We start from the raw sequence: 19,423 nt of genomic DNA, 5'->3' as shown, positions 1-19,423 counted from the left end.
TCCCTTTTTTTAATAAATTATTCGATTGCCGATCAGCTGCCTTTCCTCCTTACCTGTTTCAATCAAGTTTCCCCTACTAAAATAGCCAAAAAAAGGTTATATTTAATAATTAGCGTGAAAAAATTCCATCATGAGACTTCAGAGAAGGGGAAAATAGAATGAGTGCAACAGACACAAAACGAAAAACGAATCGGACCAAAATGCTTTTGCGGGCGCTGTTTATTGTCATCGGAGCCTTTATCACCGCATATGGCCTTGAGGCCGTGCTGATTCCGAACAATGTATCGGACGGCGGAATCACGGGCATCAGCATCGTCGGCTCCCAATTATCCGAACTGCCGCTCGGCTTGCTGATTGCTGTCCTGAATATTCCGTTCGTCTATTTAGGCTATAAACAAATCGGCAGAAGCTTTGCCATCTATTCCGTCATCGGCATCGCTTCTCTTGCCTATGCAACGACTGTCATGCACCATGTTCCGACTATCGTTGAAAACGATACTTTGCTGGTCACCGTCATCGGCGGAATCATTATCGGCATTGGCATGGGCCTTGCCCTGCGGAACGGCGGAGCACTCGACGGCATCGACATGCTGGCTGTGCTGCTGTCACGCAAATTACCATTTGGAACGAGTGATATGATCCTATTCCTTAATGTATTCGTCTTTATCATCGTTTCCTTCGTCTTCGGCCTGAAAGGTGCTTTCCTTTCCGGAATCGCTTATTTCATTGCATCCAAAGTGATTAACTTGGTTGAAGAAGGATTCAGCGGCTCCAAAACATATAAAATCATTTCGCGTGAACCGGAGCTGCTCGTCCAGACCATCTACGACCGCCTCGGCCGCAATGCCACCTACAATATCGTCAAAGGTGCCTACACGAACGAGGAACACAAAGAAATCACCTGCATCATCAACCGGCTCGAAGACAGCAAGATGAAAGAAATCATCTATGAAATCGACAGCAACGCGTTCATTGCCGTGTACGACGTAGCTGAAGTCAGAGGCGGAAGCTTTAGAAAGCGGGATATCCACTGATCTATCAGTGATGGATGTCGTGTGTAAGCTTTATTTTGCATGGATTTGAAAAAGCCAGTAACCCTACATAGAGAGGTTACTGGCTTTTGAATTATATGCTCCGTGTATAAAAACTGCTGATAATGCGTCATATTAAACTCATTTAATCCCGCTTCATTTTTGCCTTTATTTATACACAAGAACCCATTTCTTTTAAATATATTCTTGGTAAAAATTCCGTTAACGTAATTATTCATCCTTCCCTTGAAATTCATTCCACTTTTTTATGGGATAAAAGCATAGAAAAAGCACCTTCCAAACAGCTGTAAACTGCCTGAAAGGTGCTTTTCATTTCATTCATTTAAAATTTATTGATTAATTTTTAAAACAGGTTTAATAACGGAACCATTCTCTGATTCTTCAAAGGCCTTATTGATTTCATCAAACTCATAGTATTTTACCATTCGGTCAATTGGAAATTGTCCATTTTTATAGTAAGAAATCATTTCCGGAATAAATTTTTGTGGAGTTGCATCGCCTTGGCTGGTTCCGATAATACTGCCGCCTTTTAATGCTAAAGCTTCCAAAGGGATAGAAAGACTAAAATCAGTAACGACCGTAACTATTTTTCCAAAAGTGTCCAATGATGAGATAGCTTGTGCGATTACGACATCTACTCCAGTCGTATCCAGTACATGCTGCACGCCAGTTCCAGTAATTTCTTGGATCTTCCCTGCAATATCTACATCTTTGCCACTTGTTATCGTAGCTGTTGCTCCCAACTCTTTAGCAAGTTCCAAGCGATTTTCATGGAGATCAATGGCAATAATATTTTTGCAGCCGGCAATTTTAGCCGCCATGATGGCACTTAATCCAACGGCCCCCACTCCAAACACCGCAATCGAACTGCCTGCTTCAGGCTTGAGCACATTCAGAACAGAGCTAGCTCCTGTTTGTAAGCCGCAACCTAGTGGAGCTGCTAAAGCTAAGTCCATGTCCGGATCAATTTTCACAACGTTTCTTTGATTAACAAGTGAGTATGTTGCAAATGAAGATTGGCCAAAGAATCTGGCAACCAATTGATTGGTGTCTTGATCGATATGGCTATTTAAATTAAGGTCACCATAATAACGGCAATGTGCCGGGTGATTAGCTAAACAATTATCACATTCCCCGCAACTGGCAAATGACACAACTACATGATCTCCTTTTTGAAGTTCAGTAACTTCAGACCCGATCTCTTCAATAATTCCAGCGCCTTCATGGCCAAGAACAGAGGGTGGATTGACCATATCTGTGTCTCTTCCTGAAACATCCGTATGGCAAATCCCGGATGCCATTACTTTTATTAAGACATCTTTCGAGCCAAGTTCAGGCAATTCAACGTCAGTGATTTTAAAAGCTTGTCCCTTTTCGGGAGTGACTGCAGCTTTGATTTTCATAATACTTTCCTCTCCTTTTATACAATTTGTATCTGCTTTTTACGGCTATTCATTATATCAGTATATTGATATTTTCTTCAAACATAAGGCGGCGAACCACTCTTATGCAGTTCTTTTAATTTACTTTTCCCTGCCTCGAATGTGATTCGGATGCAACGCTGATAAAGCCGTTAAAACCAAGGAAGTGTCTAATGCCTCACAGAAACATTAGAACTGTTCCTCTAATTTTTCTCTATTACTTAGAGATCGGACTTCTGCCTTTATGTGATCTTCTTATGGCGTTCGCAGAAGTACAAGTTTCCAGTAAAAAGAGAAGAAGCAGCTTCAGCTTCTTCTCTTCCCGCAATCCATGATCTGCAAACTTTTATAAGTCAAATACCGCATCCTTTGTCCTCTAGATGGTCTTAGATTATTCAATTTCATTGTTGTTATGCCTTCTAATTCATCTCTTTTCATTTGCTAGTTGTGAGTGCATTTCTTATTTATAAATTATAAGTTTTTTGTTATAGAGGTAAAATGATAGCAATGAACTCTTCTCCTTTTGAAGTTAAAGAATAGTCAACACGAAGAGGAGCTTCGGAAGAAATTTTGTGTTTATTGACCGTCTGTTTCTAGTTCTCAAATTTGTTTTGTAGAAGGACGTTTTGTCGATTGACCTAGACTAATGCTATGCGATTGTGAAAGACGTTAGAAATATAGAGAAACGTTCTTAAAAGTAAAGGTCGGCAGACGTAAAGGGCGTGCAGCTGCACACCTTTTTTATTTGGAGAAGTTGCTTCTATATGGAGTGGCTGAAACTAGAGAATTCGGGATTTTATCGGTTCATTAGAGTGAAGTGAAAAATCTCTAAACATTACAACCTGAATCCGACAACAAGAGAAATCTGTAAATTACAACATTATAATATTAGTTATTTTTACCTATATTAAGTTATACAATATAAGCATATGATACTCTTTAATATGAAAAAAATATACTATAAAACAAAATTTATAACTTTTAAATCTAATCTACTCGATTTTTTTGAAAGTTCATTGGGAGGTTAGAACCATGTTTATATTTAAAAAGAACTTCTCATTAACGGATCCGGAATTAGACGAAATAAAGAATTTCGTCAGCCAAACCATTGAAAAAATGTTGGCATCAAAGGACGATACGTTAAATATTCTCAAAAGTTATGACATGGTGCTTGTCTGTTCCTTGGAAGGCCATTATCTTTTAACGGACATCTTTCAACTCTCAAAATTTGATTTATCCGACAGAAAAAATATATTTAGACCAAGGGCGCCTTTTTACACCGCAGCACGTTCTCTCGATAGCAGGAAAGAACTTCTTGTCTATCTTGATGAACATAAAGAAAAAGGATTGGTGATTAAAAATCTCCAGGCCTTTTATCAGGTCTGCAATCTATTGAATACATTGGATATCGATGTCTTATCCGCACAGGAATATAAATGTGTCTGGCAATAACCATGTGTCCGATTCGAACCGGTTTTAATCACTGCAGCAGCTTTAATTATTAGCAAGCGCAGAACTAAAAAGCCCGTTGGCAATTTAAAGACAACTTAGATGGATGGGAGTGGCTGAGGATGCAAATCATGGGACAACAAAAACATGAATTAAATGAAATAGGAGGAGATTTTGTTGTTCTTCTTCATACAGACGGAGTCATCGTCCATTCTAATCAAAATTGGATGGATTATTGTCAGATGCATCAACTGCCTACGGCTCTTTGGCAGGTTGGAGAGAATTACCTCAGTTGTCTGAAAGAAATGCAGAAATTCAACGAGCTTCAATGCATAGATGATGTATTAATTGGAATCGCAGAGGAAGAAATGCAACTGTCACTGTTTTACAACAGAGAAGCAACGGACTATTTGTCCGTAAAATATCAGCTGTTTTCACTTGGCAGCAATACAAAAGGGATCATCCTTTATAAGCAGTTATTGACCAATGCCTCTGTCGTAAGTTCTTTGAATACAGAAACTATCCTTGAAAGTATGACAGAAGCCTTTTTCCTTCTCGATAATCAGATGAGATTTTATTTTTTAAATTCCGAGTCCGAAAAAGTCCTCCGGTATAAAAAAGAAGAGCTGATTGGCCGTAATATTTGGAGCTGCTTCCCAAAAGCTGTCGGCACCGAATTTTACTCCAATTATAACCGGGCCATGCAGACCCGCCTTACCCTCCAATTCGAGGAATACTATGCGCCGATGGATTGTTGGTTCAGTGTAAAAGTGTCCCCGGTTACAGACGGTGGATTGGCGGTATATTACCAGAAAATCAAAAAAGAAGAGGAAATAGAAACTTTACTTTCACAGGTTTCTTGCACCGATTATCTAACCGGCTGGCCAACCCGCAGAAAATTCGAGAAGCAGATAGAGCAAATCCTGCAAGAAGAATCCTCCTTTTCCCTCCTTTATCTTAACTTAGATAACTTCAAACACATCAATACGCTTTACAATCACAATACAGGCGATGACGTCATCAGAAGCATAGCGAAAGAATTAGAGAAACTACTTAATTCTCAGGATATAGTGGGCCGCCTTGACGGTGACGAACTGATCCTTCTCCGCCTGCCTCAGAGAGGCGAAAAGATTACGGAGTTCGCGGAAAGAGTGAAAGGAATCTTTACCAGTACTGTTGTATTGGAGGACTTTCAGTCGGTTGCTGTAAATGCCAGCATCGGAATATCTTCCTATCCTCAGGATTCTGATAGCACCGAAGAGCTGATTGCATTTGCTGAAACAGCCATGCGGACTGCTAAAAAGCAAACCGGTTCTTCCTATTCCCTTTTCCGCCCTGATATGGGAATTGATTTGGCCAGGCGATTGGTAATCGAAAAAAGCCTATCAGGAGACCTCAAAGAACTCGGCTTCCATTTTGTTGTGCAGCCGCAGATTAACTGCGAAACCGGCAGCATTACCGGTATCGAAGTGCTGTCGCGATGGAACCACCCTATTCTCGGCCCTATTTCTCCTGTTGAATTCATTGACATCGCCGAAGAAACAGGAACCATTTCACGTTTAACAAACCATCTGCTGGAGGAAGTCTTTTCCTTTATTAAAGACAAAGAAGAACAGGGTGGGAATTTCCCTAAAGCCGCTATTAATGTGACTTCGTCCTTGGTCACAAGCAAAACGTTTTTTGAGGATTTGTTTCTCCTGATGGAAAACCATCACATTTCCCCTGAACAGATTGAACTGGAAATCACAGAGAGTGTAGAGCTGATCAGTTCAGAAATCACGCTAACTAACTTGTTGGACTGCCAATCAAAGGGAATTTCAATTGCCTTGGACGATTTTGGCACCGGTTTTTCCATGCTGGCCTATTTGGTGGATTATCCGATCGACAAGATTAAATTGGATAAATCGTTTATCAATAAAATTGGCCAGGACACCAAATCTGAAGTGTTTCTTAAATCTCTGATCCAGTTTATAAGAGGCATTGACTGTGAGCTGCTCGCTGAAGGAGTGGAAACTTCAGAAGAATCCAGGTTCCTGCAAGCGAATGGCTGTCCTATCCATCAAGGTTATTTTCACGACAAGCCTTTGTCGCCAGAAGCTTTTGACAGAAAATATCTGCAAGGGTTGCATTAAAAGAAAAAGGAATGGAAGAACTGCACCGTAAACTCTTCCCTCCTACAGAAAGATGGTGATGGCAATGAAAGCACATGCAGAAACTTTTTTATCAATGTTCCCAAGAATAGGCGAGTCCGTCCTAAATTCCTTAAGAGATCAAATCTGTTTGATTAATGAAACCGGAATTATCTGTTTTGCTAACAAAGAATGGGATCAATTTGCGTTACGCAATGGCGGAACATTATCCAGCTGTGGAATTGGAACAAATTACCTTAACAAGTGCGAAAAAGAACCGGTGGTAACTCAAGGTTTGCAGGCTATTCTGACAGGAGACGCAGACTGTTTCAACTTTGAATATCCTTGTCATTCCCCTTCTATAGAAAGATGGTTCTTGATGCAAGCTACCCCTCTTCAAACAAACGACAAGGCTATTGCAGGGGTGGTCATTCGCCATGTGGATATTACTAAACAAAAGCTTCTGGAACTCGAACTGAAGGAATACGCAGAAAAAGATCCTTTGACTTCTCTGTTTAATCGACGCTATTTCGAAGAACAACTAACAACAGAAGTGAGTCGCGCTATTCAACACGGCACCTGCCTGTCTTTGTTATACATTGATACCGACAACTTTAAAGAAATTAATGATGCTTATGGCCATCCTGCAGGCGACCAAGTATTAAAAGAACTGGCGCTTCAAATTGCGGATGTAGCAAGATCTTCAGATACTGCAGCACGTATAGGCGGAGACGAGTTTGCAATCCTCTTGCCTGACACCGGTGAAACAGAATTAAAGCTACTTGCAAATAGACTACGCCGTGATATCCAACAGCTGAAAATCATAAATCCAAGCAATTGCCTAATTGATGTCACCGTATCAATCGGCGGTAAAAGTTTCTTAGGCGACTTTTCCCTTAACTCCATGGCGGAGTGGGTGGATAAGGCGCTGTATTCAGCAAAAGAAAAGGGCAAAAACCAAGTCGTCATTATTTGAACAGGCATGGAAGTTCTATTTACGTCAGAACATTTTCAATAAAGATGGCAGAAAAATTTAATGAACTTATGGGTGTTGCCTAAAGATGCTTAGAATTCTGGAGATCCCAATAAAAAACAAATTGGAGTGTAGTGTTATATGGGAAATGACTTTTACTTTCACAACAAAGAAAAAGCGGACCGCGCGGCAGAACTAGTCATTGCGAACAAAGAACTGGCCTTTCAAACCAAAGAAAAAGCAGACCGGGCGGCCGAGCTGGTTATTGCGAATAAAGAGCTGGCCTTTCAAACCGAAGAAAAAGCAGACCGGGCGGCCGAGCTGGTCATTGCAAATAAAGAGCTGGCCTTTCAAACTGAAGAAAAAGCAGACCGTGCAGCAGAACTAGTCATTGCAAATAAAGAGCTGGTCTTTCAAAATGGCGAGAAAGATAAACGGGCCGCCGAGCTGGTCATCGCGAATAAAGAGCTGGTCTTTCAAAACAATGAAAAAGCAGACCGGGCGGCCGAGCTGGTCATCGCGAATAAAGAGCTGGTCTTTCAAAATGGTGAGAAAGATAAACGTGCAGCCGAGCTAGTCACTGCAAATAAAGAGCTGATCTTTCAAAACGAAGAGATTTTATATCTTAGCTATCATGACCAATTAACAGGTTTATATAATAGAAGATTTTACGAAGAAGAATTAAAAAGACTTGATACAACAAGAAACCTGCCTTTGACTATAGTAATTGGAGATGTAAATGGCTTAAAGCTGATCAATGACTTCTATGGACATTCCATGGGTGACGAGTTGCTGAAAAAATCTGCTGAAGTAATTAAACGAGGCTGCCGGACGGATGATATTATTTGCAGAATCGGCGGTGATGAGTTTGTTATTCTATTGCCTAAAACAAGTGCTGTTGAAGCAGAGCTAATTATCAAGCGCATCAGTGAACTATCATTACTAGAAAAAGTAGGCTCAATTACTATATCTGTTTCATTTGGCCATGAAACGAAGAATAATGAGGAATCTGAAATTCAAGAGATATTCAAAAAAGCAGATAAACATATGTACCATACAAAGCTTTTTGGAAGCCAACAAGGAGAGAGTGTAAAATACTTTATGTAAATTGAAAAATCCTCTTCCAGTATATATGCCGGTCAGCAGTTGTTAAAAGTGAATTTGGCCAGAGCGCTGCAAGTATTCGAGCATGTGGAAAAACTTTAAAATCGATAAAGCGAGCTGTTTTTCAAGGACAGTGCAAACATCAGAAACATGAAGAACACCAATGAACAATAAAACAAAGCTCCCTAGCCTTTTGGCCAGAGAGCTTTATTAATTCTTAATCGAACTTAGACGTTTACGCCTTCTTCAACTTCTACCATCTTGTACTGAACGATCTTTTCCCAAAGAGATTCCGGAATATCGAGCTTGCCGATTCGCTCTTTCGGGATGTTCTCATAGATTTCGTTTTCTTTGCCTTGTTTCACTTTTTCCGTCCATTCCGGATCTGCCAACACTTGGCGTCCCATCACGACGATGTCCGCACCTTCTTCGAGTGCCGCAATTGCGTCCTCCGGTTTTGTAACACTGCCGACGACTACAAATGCCACACGCCCAGAAATTTGCTGGGAGAGGATTTCAACGATGCCGCGATTTATTTCTTCATTGTGTGGGCGCTTTTTAAAATCCATCAGCGACACGTGAAGATAATGAATGCCGCCCGCAATCAATTTCTCGGTCAGAATTTTGGTTTCTTCAATCGTATAGCCGATTCCCAATTCACCGTATTCTTCCGGTGACACACGATAGCCGATGATGAATTCCTCATTCGCATATTCAGCTGCCACGCGCTTAACTTCAGCAAGAACAGCGAGCGGGAATTTCATGCGATTTTCCAAGCTGCCTCCCCACTCGTCTTCCCGGCGATTGGTCATTTCCGATACGAATTGCTGGAGCAGGTACGTATTGGCCCCGTGGATTTCGACTCCGTCAAAACCGGCTTCGATCGCGCGGCGCGTCGTTTCGCCGAAATCACAGATGATGTTTGTGATTTCTTCCGCTGTCAGTTCTCGCGGTGCCGGCTTATGAGCGGTCCCTCCGACTGCACTCGGCGCAACCGTTTCGTTCGCAGCGATCAATTCCGGCTGCCCTTGGCGTCCGCCATGCTGCATCTGCAGAATCGCTTTATTGCCGTTCGCTTTCATCTCAGTCGCCAGACGCGTCAAACGTGGCATGACATCTTCACTGAACGCGACAAATTGTCCCGGGAACGCGATGCCATTTTCCGAAACCGCGATGCATGCAGAGATGAACAAGCTGCCGATATTCGAGCGGCGGCGGTAATAGGCAAGTTCTTCGTCCGATACCGTGCCGTCCGGATTCCCTGAATATGTAGTCATCGGCGCAACGCCTAAACGGTCGTTTAATACAACGCCATTCGGTAAAGTGATTTCTTCGAATAAAGCTTTATATTGTGGTTTCATCTATATTCCTCTTTTCTTTTTTGGTTCATTTATCCAAATTAGCATAGGCTTCGACCGACTACAAGAATTCTAGCTCGCAGGTCTTGGCCTTTGCCAGAAGAAAAAAACACATCCGGCAAAATGCCAGACGTGTTACTTGTGCTTGCTTTCCTTGAGAATGATACACCGTATGTTGAAGCAGGAACTCATAAAAGAAGAGTTCCCCTTATTATCAAAGCACGCTTTTTAATTATTTCATTCTCTCTTTTCTGTCTCGCTGCAAAAAATAGAAAGAAATTAACGTTACCCAAATCCAAAATATCGTTAACGTGATACGCTGAAATAATCCTCCGTACTCAACAAAGCCGGTGACTTGGCCAAAACCCATACTTGTTACTATAAAAAAACAAATAAAAGCAAATGCTGAAACTATGGTGTAATTCGCCCAAGCCCTCTCTTTTTTCTGCACGAATATTTTATAGTACTTGAAAGCCGCAATTGGATACCCAAAGAAGAGAAACGCAGAAAAAATATCATGCAATATGCCGGAAATGCTTCTATCCGAACGAGCTGTATGTAATCCCGATGGATAACCGCTCAAAGGGTCGCATACGAACAGGCCAGCTCCGATCAACCCTATTGCACATAATGTGAGAAAACGCGGACCGCCAACTCGTGCTCCTTGAGATTTTAAAATCCGAATAAGAGCAAGTGAAAACCCCAAAAGCAGTATGCCGACAATAAGGAAGGTAGTGGCCTGTATCCAGCCGTTGCTGCCGATAGACAATGAGCTGACAGGATGCCGCAGGGGATTATATCCTTCACGGACAGCGCCATCTATTAACCAAGAAAAGGTGAATAACGGGCCTGCTATCATGCCTGCTGCCAAAAGCTTTTTGGTACTAATATAAAACATCTCATCGTCACCTTCTATATTAGTTTATTTAAGATAGATTATACCGTTCATCGTAACATGCTATATACCGAATATGATTCGAACTTCCCGCTTTCCTCTAAAGACGATGGGAAAGCTCTTTAAGTCAGTCCATGAAAACATACAATTCCCAAACAATTTATCAGTAAGAATAAAACAAATAGCCGCTCGGAAGAATGTTGAATTCCTCGGAGCGGCTATTTATCTGATATAAATTTTAGTGTATGGGGCCAAAACCGTTTAAAATTTTTCTTTCACTGGGAAGCTATTTTTCTGTCGTTCATTTATTCAGCTTCCAAATTGAGCTGTTCAAGCCCATTGCAAACATTACCCAAGCGATATAAGGGACCATGAGATTGCCGGCGGTTTGATCATATTGGTAAAATTCATACGTCGTCCACGTTATCGTTGCGAGCAGCAAAACCATTTCCGCAAGCGCGGTGCCGCGCAGCCCCCATTTGAAGAAAAGGAATGACCACAGGAAGTTCAGGCCCAATTGCAGATTGTAAGGGACCAGCACTTTCCCCGCTTCGTTTTTCAACGCGGCTTTTTGAGCCGCACGGTATTTTGCCATCCCCATGGAAGTGTATAAAGCGGTCCATGCCAAAGGAAAAATCCAAGGCGGCGGGGAAAAGGAAGGCTTTTTCAATTCAGCATACTCTTCTTGGGTATTGCGGTTTGCGAACGCGCCGGCTAGTGAGCCGCCGACAACCGGCACCATGATGCTCAATGCCAGTTTTCCAGGGCTAATCTTGCCCTCCACTTTCAAGAACTCCATGCAACTTCCTCCTCTGAATTCAATTGTCTGTCAAGAGCACCTTTAAACCGTATGTCTCAAAAAAAGTGCGTTACCATTTTTAACGAATCTCCACACAGCAGCAATAACAAAGATCCCGATCCCCGCTAGAAGAACTCCTTGAATGGCCGTGGACATAGCCGGATCGAGTTGTCCGCTCGCATACGAACTATAGATCCCAAAGAACGCCCATGCCAGAGGAATCGGGAAAGCGGCATTTTTATATCGTGACAGGTAAAAGAGGACAAATGCAATGGCCATCCCCAATACGATGATGGTCCAGATGGAATCGGAAATCCCGAATCCGTTCCATTCCAGTTGCACTAAAAACAAAGAGACATTGACGATGGTCGCAATGAACACCCACGAGCCATAGAAGGTGAAACTGAGCCCTGCAAGCGTGGAAGGAAATTCAAAGCGATTTTTATAGATCCTTTCCACGATGGTGAGCAAGGAAAACAGCATCCCGAAAATCAGCAGCGTAGATACACCTAATCGTTCATAGGAAAAAGCGACAATCCAGCTCATATTGCATAAAGAGCTCACGATGAATAATGGAGAAATCAAAAAAACTAGCCTGCTGACATTCTTGTCTTTTCTTTTTATGAACAAGTAGATTAGCGTAATCAGCAGCAAACTATAAATGACTCCCCAAATGGAAAAAGTAAAAGGTGCCAGAGATATGAGCGTCATGTATTTGTCTGAGATATCCTTTTGGCTGTTTCCATAAAAAAATCCTGAAGATCCGAGGTAGTTGACGCCGAGCGTTGAAAAATAAACGACCAGATTTAAAACGGTGAATATCTTCGTTTTTTTCAGCGTGTTTTCATCCATAGTAACCGTTCCTCTCGCTAGCTGTTTTTCTTTCGTCCAAAGAAAATCTCTACAAAATCGGCACCAGGCTATGCAAGCTTGGAATCAGCCGTCCCCCCGCTAACCCTTCACAATTGTCCGCCCCAAATGCTCTCCATTTTTGATGGCTTCAATGGTGCCCGGCACTTCTTCGATTGAGATTTCGTCTGCCAGCGTCGTTTCGGCAATGTTCCAGTCATTCGCTATTTTCGCCCAGATCGCAGGCCGTTTTTCGATCGGTACATTAACGGAATCGATGCCGAGCAGGTTCACTCCTCTCAAGATAAACGGCAGGACAGTTGCTTTTAACTCAATACCAGCTGCCATTCCGCAGGTGGTCATGCTGCCGCCGTAGGAAAGCTGCGGAATCAAAACAGAGGTGATGTCTCCTCCGACGGTATCCAGTACGTAATCGAATTTTTCTTTGTTCAACGGCTTTTTCAACTCACCCAAGTCGTCTGGGAAAATGACGGTATGCGCGCCGAGTGATTTCGCTACGTCCACTTGATGGTCTTTGCGGACCAGCGCTGTAATATTTTTATAGCCGATTTTAGCAAGCATCTGCACCGCGGTGCTGCCGACTCCGCCAGTAGATCCAGTCACCAGTATTTCAGGATCGTTTTTCGGGTCCATGCCGTTCTGTTCCAATGCCAGGATGGACAATGCGGCTGTGAAGCCGGCTGTTCCGAAGACCATGGCGTTCCGCAGGCTTAAACCTTCCGGCAACCGTACCACCCAATCTGCAGGCACCCGGGCATATTCAGCGAATCCGCCTGTGTGGCTCATGCCCATTTCAAATCCGGTGACGATGACTTCCTGCCCTTCCTGGAAACGAGAATCTGCTGACTGGACAACGGTGCCGCTCAAATCGATCCCGGGAATCATCGGATAGTTCCGGATCACGCCCCCTTTTTTCTGTACCGCCAACATATCTTTGTAATTGATCGAAGAATACGCCACTTTGATGAAGACCTCACCGTCTGATAGCCGGTCCTCGCCTATTTGTTCCACTCCGTAAATCACTTCGTCTTCCTGTTCTTTGACGACAATCGCTTTAAAAGAATCCATTCGTATCCCCCTCCTCCCCTATCTCTTCCCGAATTAACTTTTTGGTAAAACTGTTTCCCTGTAAAATCCAGCCAAGGAACATGAAAAAACACACCCGCCAGTGTGCTGCAGCAGGTGTATCCTGGTACGAAATATAAATGGCCGTGCATTGTCCAATTCGTTTAGAACTGGTTCTTTCCTTGAAGCGCGATTGATGGAATGATGTTGCTTATTTTAAAACTCTTCATGGGTAGCGGGATCCATATCAAATAATCTGCCGTCCGGCCGTGACAACCCGGCTATTTCAGCCATCTCGGTTTCGCTTAAGGCAAAATCAAAGATCTCCAGGTTTTCCCGCTGCCGCTGAGGAGAAGTGGATCTTGGAATCGAGACAGAACCAATCTGGTAATGCCAGCGCAGCACAATTTGAGGAACCGTCTTATTGTGGTTCCCGGCGATGTTACGGATTGTTTCATTCGACAGAATATCTGCAGCCCGAGCAAGCGGGCTCCATGACTGTGTCTGGATATTGTGTTTCTCATGCGCTTGCCGCTGTTCTTCCTGATTGAAGAACGGATGCAATTCCACCTGGTTGAGGCTCGGCGTTACCCCGGTCTCCCCGATGATGCGCTCCAGGTGTTCAGGCAGGAAGTTGCTCACGCCAATCGACCGGACGAGTCCCCATTTCTTCGCATCGATCAAGGCTTGCCACGCTTCCACGTATTGGTTTTGATTTGGAAGCGGCCAATGAATTACGTACAGATCAAAATAATCCAGCTTCGAACGGTACAGCGATTCCTGAATGGCAATTAACGCTTTGTCGTAATTATGGTAACGGCCTGGCAGCTTGGAAGTAATCCACAATTCCTCGCGGGATATGCCACTGCGCTTGATGCCTTCCCCCACCGCTCCTTCGTTCTCATAATTATAAGCCGTATCAATCAGCCGATAGCCGGCATTGATTCCGCTGCTGACTGCGTTCGCCCCTGCATTGCCCCAAAGGCCATATGTACCGAGTCCAGTAACCGGCAGCATGGTTCCGTCGTTCAACGTCACTTCTGGTATTGCTTTTTCCATTCACTTTCACTCCTCTCATCTCTGCTTTAAGACTACGCTTAGTTGATTTCAAACTCAAATTATCCTGTCTTTTATGTCCGGACGCTGATTTTTGTACATGTCACAAAGCGAATGTATTTTCCGGATCTGAAAGGTGTAAACCCTACAACCACTCTTCTGCATGGTTCATAAAGCAAAAATAGGAATCCGCTCCATTGGTAAATAGAGCGGATTCCTAATGTGATGTCACGGTATAGCTTAAATTATGTTTGGCATATGGACACGATTCAGTTCGCCAAGGCGATCTTGATATGCTCCAAATGATGCTCTTCGTGCCAGCACAGTTTCGCCAGTTTGGTTGCGACGCTGATTTCACCATTCGTTTCATGGGTGAAGACGCGATCCAATTGCTCGTCCGTCACACGCTGCCCAAGTGCGACGATCCGTACGTTCAGCCCTTCCAGCATTCGGATTGAACTTTCCACCGGCAGATCATTATCCGGAAGTGCCGCCCATTTTTCCTGATCAAAAGCCGGAACCGTCGGATTGTCATCCGTCAAAGCCAGTTTCAGGCGCTGATACATATTGAGTTGCGAATCCGCAATATGATGCACGAGCTGGCGGACGGTCCAGCTGCCTTCTCTGTACTTCTTACCTAATTGCTCTTCGTCCAATAAATCGACGACTTCTCTCAGGCGCATCGTGTAATCTCCGATTTTCCCGAGCCATTCCTGGATATGTTCCACTTTCACATTTTCCGGAACCTGTAATTTTCCAATTGGATATTTCACATCCATTTTTCCAACCTCTTTTCCTCAACTGTATTTGTGGACTATCGCATTCACGCCCACTATACCAATGGAAGGGAATTTTGTAAACCGGGAGAGCGTGCGTTCTGACTCTACTATCAAGGAGTTTGTTTTGGCTGTTTTCAATCCCCCCGATTCAACGCCAAGTCCGAATTTTCTTCACCGCGTTTTTTATTCTCCGGGAAAACTTTTGCCAGCCAATCCATAAAGCTGCTAACAAAATAACGATGTAAATGTAAATGCCCCAATCGGTCAAGGCGGCGATGAAATGCGTACCTATAAAGCCGTCCGTCAGAAGGGACAGCCCCAGCATTTTCGCGGTTCCAGCATCCTGGGCAAATTCAAACGACGTGGAAAATGGAAACTCTTCTTCATTGACCACTTTATGCGTAACAAGGGTTTGCAGAAGGCCTCCAAGAAAGACGGCTGCCAGAACCGGCAGGATTCTCGCCGTGTAAACCCAGAGGAATATAAAAGACACCGCAAGAGAAAAGTAAAAAGCCTATGGTAATACAGCATAAAAACCGCAAGCCGGCATCTCATACCAGCTGCGGTTCTGACTATTCACATGCTGCTTGTTATTCTTTAGCCGTCAGCAGTCTCCGAAGTTCCTTTATCGTTCGTTCGGCTTCGCCGTCCAGCGTTTATCTCTATGTCCTCCGGGAATACAAATAAAAACAACTGAGAGAGGGGTATTTTATGAGCCAGGACAAATCATCTACACAAGAAACAAACATCGAAAAAATGAATGAACTCCTTGAAGATAAAAACAAGGAAACTTCAGAAAAACAAAATTCCAATCCACAAGAACAAAAGAACCAATCGTTGAAAGATCAAGCGCACATGCCTGATGAAAACAATAAATTAACAAACAGAAACAATAACCGAACTCCTTGATCTTCCTTTTCGACTGAGTTGTAAAAAGACTTCAGTTGAGCAGGACCGTTTCTTATTACAAAACTTAAAAACAAAAACGACTAGCAAATTGCACCTTAATTTGCTAGTCGTTTTTATTGCTATAGCAAGGTTTTCTAGTTATGTATTCTTCAGCTGCACGGACTGCTATTTCATATGACGCTGCTTCTGTTATTTTTCCAAACAGTTCCGAGCACTTTAAGAATGAAGACTAACAGAACAGCGATGGGAATCATTCAGATTTAGAACTGCCAGAAGGGCATCTCTGTTCTTGGATACATTAAAGTACCGAGCACTGCACCTAAAAAGGCGAGAAGAAAATTGATGAATGGATCTGCTTTCTTTGAGAAAATCGGCTCTTTCAGCCAATGGATAAATTTCGTCTTATTGCCCATACTCCCCTCCTTTGGAGTCAAATCTGTTTGCGCTTCTTTTTATCTGCTGCTGGAGAGATGAATGCATAAATAACAGAATGCCGCTCCGAGAAATAGTTATTTCCTCGGAGCGGCATTTTGTATAGTATTAACTTTACTTTTTCCCCTTTCACGATTAATACCAACTTTCCTCTGTGCGCGGCTCAATTATGAAGACTTATCAAAATCGCTGAACATACAAATGCCGTCTTCGAAATCGATTGATTTCATTTGAAGATGTTTTTTTCTATGCAATTGCAGTTTATAAGCTGACTTGTTCCATGCACAGTGGCGCGATTTTTAATATGGCCATTTTTAAAAAACTCATTCAGGCTCGACATTGAAATCAGTATTCGGCAAAATAAATTTTTTAGGGACAGTGACATGGATTCCTTTGTTTTGATTGACAACTTGAGTGATATTGATGTCCGCCGCGACGCTGAGGAACGAATAGCCGTCTTCATTGCTGATGCCATAATAGGTTTTCAAGAATTTCAGCGTTTCATGGGCACCGATTCTGACAGCTTCGTCCAAATCTTCATGAAAAGCATGAATCATCCAAGCATCATCCGTTTCCAGAACCGGAAGCGAAAGCGACAGATCCTTCCGCAATGTGACTTTAATGAGACAATTGAGCGATGTTTCGACAGCGGTTCCACTCAATTCGCCATTTCCTTGTGCCAGATGGGAATCGCCAAGCGAAAGTAAAGCACCGTCGGTATGGACAGGATAATACATCGTCGCACCTTCGCCAATTTGCCAATTATCTACATTGCCTCCATGAACATCAGGAGGAGTAGTATCAATTCTGCCATTCCAGGGTGGAGCCACGCCGATTGTTCCGACATGGAGCCTTGCGGGGATCTGCATATTCTTGAGTGCCTCGACCCGCTTTACTTCCTCAGGCTGATAAACTTTGCCGGCTACATAATAACCTGTGGGATACTGATAAGCAAACTGGGCGGTCAGCCAGTTTTTTTCCGCATCGATTTTATAAATGGTGACCCGCTCCTCATTATTGAAATCATCAGCTAAATAGCCCCATGGCGCTGCCAGATTGGATCCGTAAGGCAGACGTGGTTCAAGCGCCAAAATCTGGACTTCAAGCACATCCCCCGGCTTCGCGCCTTTCACTCCAATTGGTCCTGTCAAAAGATGCGGACCAGGTTTGCGTTCATCTTCCGTAATCGTATCGTAAATTTTCTGTATCCCTTCATCCATCATTAGGTCGGGTGCGTCTCCAGCATGATGGGTTACCGTCTCCACGTAAACAAGATCCCCTGAATCGATGGTCAGTACCGGCTGCATACTATTATCAAAATAACCCCAATGCACAGTTTCCGGCGTTGCTTTCAAAGTATGGAAATTCGCATTTTCCAGAGCAGCAAGTCGTGAATGCGGAATTCTCTTCATCAAATAACCTCCTTGAATTTAAGAGATGAAACCGTTGATTCCACCTTTCTTATTCACATTTCCTTTCACAAAACACGTTAAACGGATTCGAGCGAATTAACCAATGAATGCAGGAAATAGTGGATGTTCACCGCGCACCGCCCAATCCCTTCATATTTTTTGCAGAAGAATTAAAAAATACACCCGCAACTGAAATGCAGTGGATGTGGCAATGTATGGTGTTGGAATACATAAGAAAACGGATGATATACTGAATTACAGTGAAAATACTACGTAAAGGAGGGTGGTTAAAAGATGATGCGATCCTTTCATTTCAATGGCAGCCGGATTGTGAAAACAGGGATAGCGATCTTTTTAACAGCCATTATTTGCGAATGGTTTAATTGGCCTCCTGTCTTTGCGGTCATCACGGCCATTGTTACGATTGAGCCGACGGTCAGCGATTCAATCAAAAAAGGGCTTGTCCGGTTCCCCGCATCTGCGATTGGTTCTGCCTTCGCTGTTTTCTTTATTACACTTTTCGGGAATTCCCCGATCACCTATACACTCGCTGCTGTTGCCACGATTTCAGTCTGTTATAAACTTAATCTGCATGCCGGCTTACTCGTTGCCACATTGACATCCGTTGCGATGGTCGAAGTCATCCACGATCATTTCTTAATCGCTTTCTTCATCCGACTGGGCACAACGACGATTGGGCTGCTCGTATCTACCGCTGTCAACATGCTCATTTTTCCGCCAAATTATCGGAGCGATATTCTAAAAAGCATCCAAAGCATCAGTGAACGTGCCGGAAGTATGCTGGAACACACATTTCGGACCATCCTGTTTGATGGTGATGCGAACCTTCAAGAAGATCGGGAGATTGTGAAGCAGCTGACTACGGAAATCAGAAAGACGGAGAAATTAATCCATTTCCAGCGGGATGATTTCAGCTTATATCCATGGGTTCGGGGTCGAGAGGCGGAGCTTCAGATGGCAGAAAGGCAATTGCTGTTTTTACATAATCTCGAGTTCCATTTAGATGCTTTGCTTCGCATCCCACTGCATGATTTGAAATGGACAATAACTGAGCGGAATAGTATTATGCAAGCCGTTACGGAGCTTGCGAACGACTTGCAGCATTCCCTTGACTACGACCACGAAAAGCATCAGCACCAATTAAAACGGATTACCGACCTGTTTTGGGAGAACAGCAAAGGCGTAACGGCAAGCGATGCCATGCACCCTACCCTATTCCCGCCAGAATTCACGATTCTTTACGAGCTCATTACGATTTATGATTTAGTCGATAAGTTTTTTGATCCGAATAGCGTGAAAGCCGCTCAGGAGGCGGAAAACTGATTGGTTCACTCGAATACGAGCCAGCTTAAACGCACCCGATGAATAAAGCTTAAATATCCATAAAAGAAATCCGCTCTATTCAACAATAGAGCGGATTTCTTTTGGCGTTTATTAGATAGAGTGAAATGTATTCGACACAGGAAATTTAATTTAGTTGGCCTCTCAGTATTTGTACAACGATTCATAGACTTCAATTCTCCCGCTTTCAGCGTCATGATATGAGACTCGATGACCTTTAGTTTTTTTACAGAGGAAGCGTTTCAAAACAGCGAGCCAAATACTTCCAAACATAAATTTAACATTCCCTAGTATTTCCCTTCTAAATCATGTTATAGTCATCTTTGGAAAATAGCAATATAGATCTAGAAAGAGAGAA

General features: G+C 43.1%; 18 protein-coding genes. 7 read left to right on the top strand and 11 right to left on the bottom strand.

Annotated elements, in window-relative coordinates; all coding sequences use genetic code 11:
- Positions 1–158: 158 nt before the first annotated feature.
- Positions 159–1,034: a YitT family protein gene (locus AC3AQ9_RS15195; protein ID WP_488308335.1), complete on the top strand. Its 876-nt coding sequence runs from the start codon at positions 159–161 to the stop codon at positions 1,032–1,034.
- A gap of 347 nt (positions 1,035–1,381) precedes the next feature.
- Here AC3AQ9_RS15195 and AC3AQ9_RS15190 read toward each other — a convergent pair whose 3' ends face one another.
- On the bottom strand, positions 1,382–2,455 hold the full coding sequence (locus AC3AQ9_RS15190) for an NAD(P)-dependent alcohol dehydrogenase (protein WP_488308334.1): 1,074 nt from the start codon (positions 2,453–2,455) through the stop codon (positions 1,382–1,384).
- Between the two features lie 1,050 nt (positions 2,456–3,505).
- Between AC3AQ9_RS15190 and AC3AQ9_RS15185 the strand changes: the two genes are divergently transcribed.
- The 4 genes from AC3AQ9_RS15185 to AC3AQ9_RS15170 all read left to right on the top strand — a co-directional run bounded on the left by AC3AQ9_RS15185 (position 3,506) and on the right by AC3AQ9_RS15170 (position 8,131).
- Positions 3,506–3,925, top strand: coding sequence for a hypothetical protein (locus AC3AQ9_RS15185; RefSeq protein WP_488308333.1), 420 nt, complete (start codon positions 3,506–3,508; stop codon positions 3,923–3,925).
- A gap of 128 nt (positions 3,926–4,053) precedes the next feature.
- The gene (locus AC3AQ9_RS15180) at positions 4,054–6,054 is read left to right on the top strand and encodes a putative bifunctional diguanylate cyclase/phosphodiesterase (RefSeq protein WP_488308332.1); all 2,001 of its coding nucleotides are present in this window, start codon (positions 4,054–4,056) and stop codon (positions 6,052–6,054) included.
- A 58-nt stretch (positions 6,055–6,112) separates the two neighbouring features.
- On the top strand, positions 6,113–7,027 hold the full coding sequence (locus tag AC3AQ9_RS15175) for a GGDEF domain-containing protein (RefSeq protein ID WP_488308331.1): 915 nt from the start codon (positions 6,113–6,115) through the stop codon (positions 7,025–7,027).
- A gap of 138 nt (positions 7,028–7,165) precedes the next feature.
- On the top strand, positions 7,166–8,131 hold the full coding sequence (locus AC3AQ9_RS15170; RefSeq protein ID WP_488308330.1) for a GGDEF domain-containing protein: 966 nt from the start codon (positions 7,166–7,168) through the stop codon (positions 8,129–8,131).
- A gap of 224 nt (positions 8,132–8,355) precedes the next feature.
- Here the strand turns inward: AC3AQ9_RS15170 and AC3AQ9_RS15165 are convergent, their stop codons facing one another.
- From AC3AQ9_RS15165 to AC3AQ9_RS15130, 8 genes are all read right to left on the bottom strand, one after another.
- Positions 8,356–9,489 carry an NADH-dependent flavin oxidoreductase gene (locus AC3AQ9_RS15165; RefSeq protein WP_488308329.1) on the bottom strand — a complete coding sequence of 378 codons (1,134 nt, stop codon included), beginning with the start codon at positions 9,487–9,489 and terminating at the stop codon, positions 8,356–8,358.
- 229 nt (positions 9,490–9,718) lie between these two features.
- On the bottom strand, positions 9,719–10,384 hold the full coding sequence (locus tag AC3AQ9_RS15160) for a DUF998 domain-containing protein (RefSeq protein WP_488308328.1): 666 nt from the start codon (positions 10,382–10,384) through the stop codon (positions 9,719–9,721).
- 298 nt (positions 10,385–10,682) lie between these two features.
- Positions 10,683–11,180, bottom strand: coding sequence for a TspO/MBR family protein (locus AC3AQ9_RS15155; RefSeq protein ID WP_488308327.1), 498 nt, complete (start codon positions 11,178–11,180; stop codon positions 10,683–10,685).
- 42 nt (positions 11,181–11,222) lie between these two features.
- The gene (locus tag AC3AQ9_RS15150) at positions 11,223–12,032 is read right to left on the bottom strand and encodes a TspO-related membrane protein (RefSeq protein WP_488308326.1); all 810 of its coding nucleotides are present in this window, start codon (positions 12,030–12,032) and stop codon (positions 11,223–11,225) included.
- A 99-nt stretch (positions 12,033–12,131) separates the two neighbouring features.
- Positions 12,132–13,118, bottom strand: a complete 987-nt coding sequence (locus AC3AQ9_RS15145; protein ID WP_488308325.1) for a YhdH/YhfP family quinone oxidoreductase — start codon at positions 13,116–13,118, stop codon at positions 12,132–12,134.
- A gap of 213 nt (positions 13,119–13,331) precedes the next feature.
- Positions 13,332–14,174, bottom strand: a complete 843-nt coding sequence (locus AC3AQ9_RS15140; RefSeq protein WP_488308324.1) for an aldo/keto reductase — start codon at positions 14,172–14,174, stop codon at positions 13,332–13,334.
- A 266-nt stretch (positions 14,175–14,440) separates the two neighbouring features.
- The gene (locus AC3AQ9_RS15135) at positions 14,441–14,950 is read right to left on the bottom strand and encodes a YfiT family bacillithiol transferase (RefSeq protein ID WP_488308323.1); all 510 of its coding nucleotides are present in this window, start codon (positions 14,948–14,950) and stop codon (positions 14,441–14,443) included.
- Positions 14,951–15,098: 148 nt separating this feature from the next.
- The gene (locus tag AC3AQ9_RS15130) at positions 15,099–15,443 is read right to left on the bottom strand and encodes a hypothetical protein (protein ID WP_488308322.1); all 345 of its coding nucleotides are present in this window, start codon (positions 15,441–15,443) and stop codon (positions 15,099–15,101) included.
- A gap of 218 nt (positions 15,444–15,661) precedes the next feature.
- Between AC3AQ9_RS15130 and AC3AQ9_RS15125 the strand changes: the two genes are divergently transcribed.
- Entirely contained in the window at positions 15,662–15,859 is a 198-nt protein-coding gene (locus tag AC3AQ9_RS15125; RefSeq protein WP_488308321.1) for a hypothetical protein, read from the top strand.
- A 260-nt stretch (positions 15,860–16,119) separates the two neighbouring features.
- Here AC3AQ9_RS15125 and AC3AQ9_RS15120 read toward each other — a convergent pair whose 3' ends face one another.
- Entirely contained in the window at positions 16,120–16,272 is a 153-nt protein-coding gene (locus AC3AQ9_RS15120) for a hypothetical protein (protein ID WP_488308320.1), read from the bottom strand.
- A gap of 342 nt (positions 16,273–16,614) precedes the next feature.
- On the bottom strand, positions 16,615–17,703 hold the full coding sequence (locus AC3AQ9_RS15115; protein WP_488308319.1) for an acetamidase/formamidase family protein: 1,089 nt from the start codon (positions 17,701–17,703) through the stop codon (positions 16,615–16,617).
- Positions 17,704–18,000: 297 nt separating this feature from the next.
- Between AC3AQ9_RS15115 and AC3AQ9_RS15110 the strand changes: the two genes are divergently transcribed.
- A complete protein-coding gene (locus AC3AQ9_RS15110) occupies positions 18,001–19,047 on the top strand; it encodes an aromatic acid exporter family protein (protein WP_488308480.1) in 1,047 nt (348 codons plus the stop codon).
- The last annotated feature ends 376 nt before the right edge of the window (positions 19,048–19,423 follow it).

This window comes from Planococcus sp. VCh962 (assembly GCF_057748275.1).
This window is presented reverse-complemented; position numbering and strand designations above follow the sequence as displayed.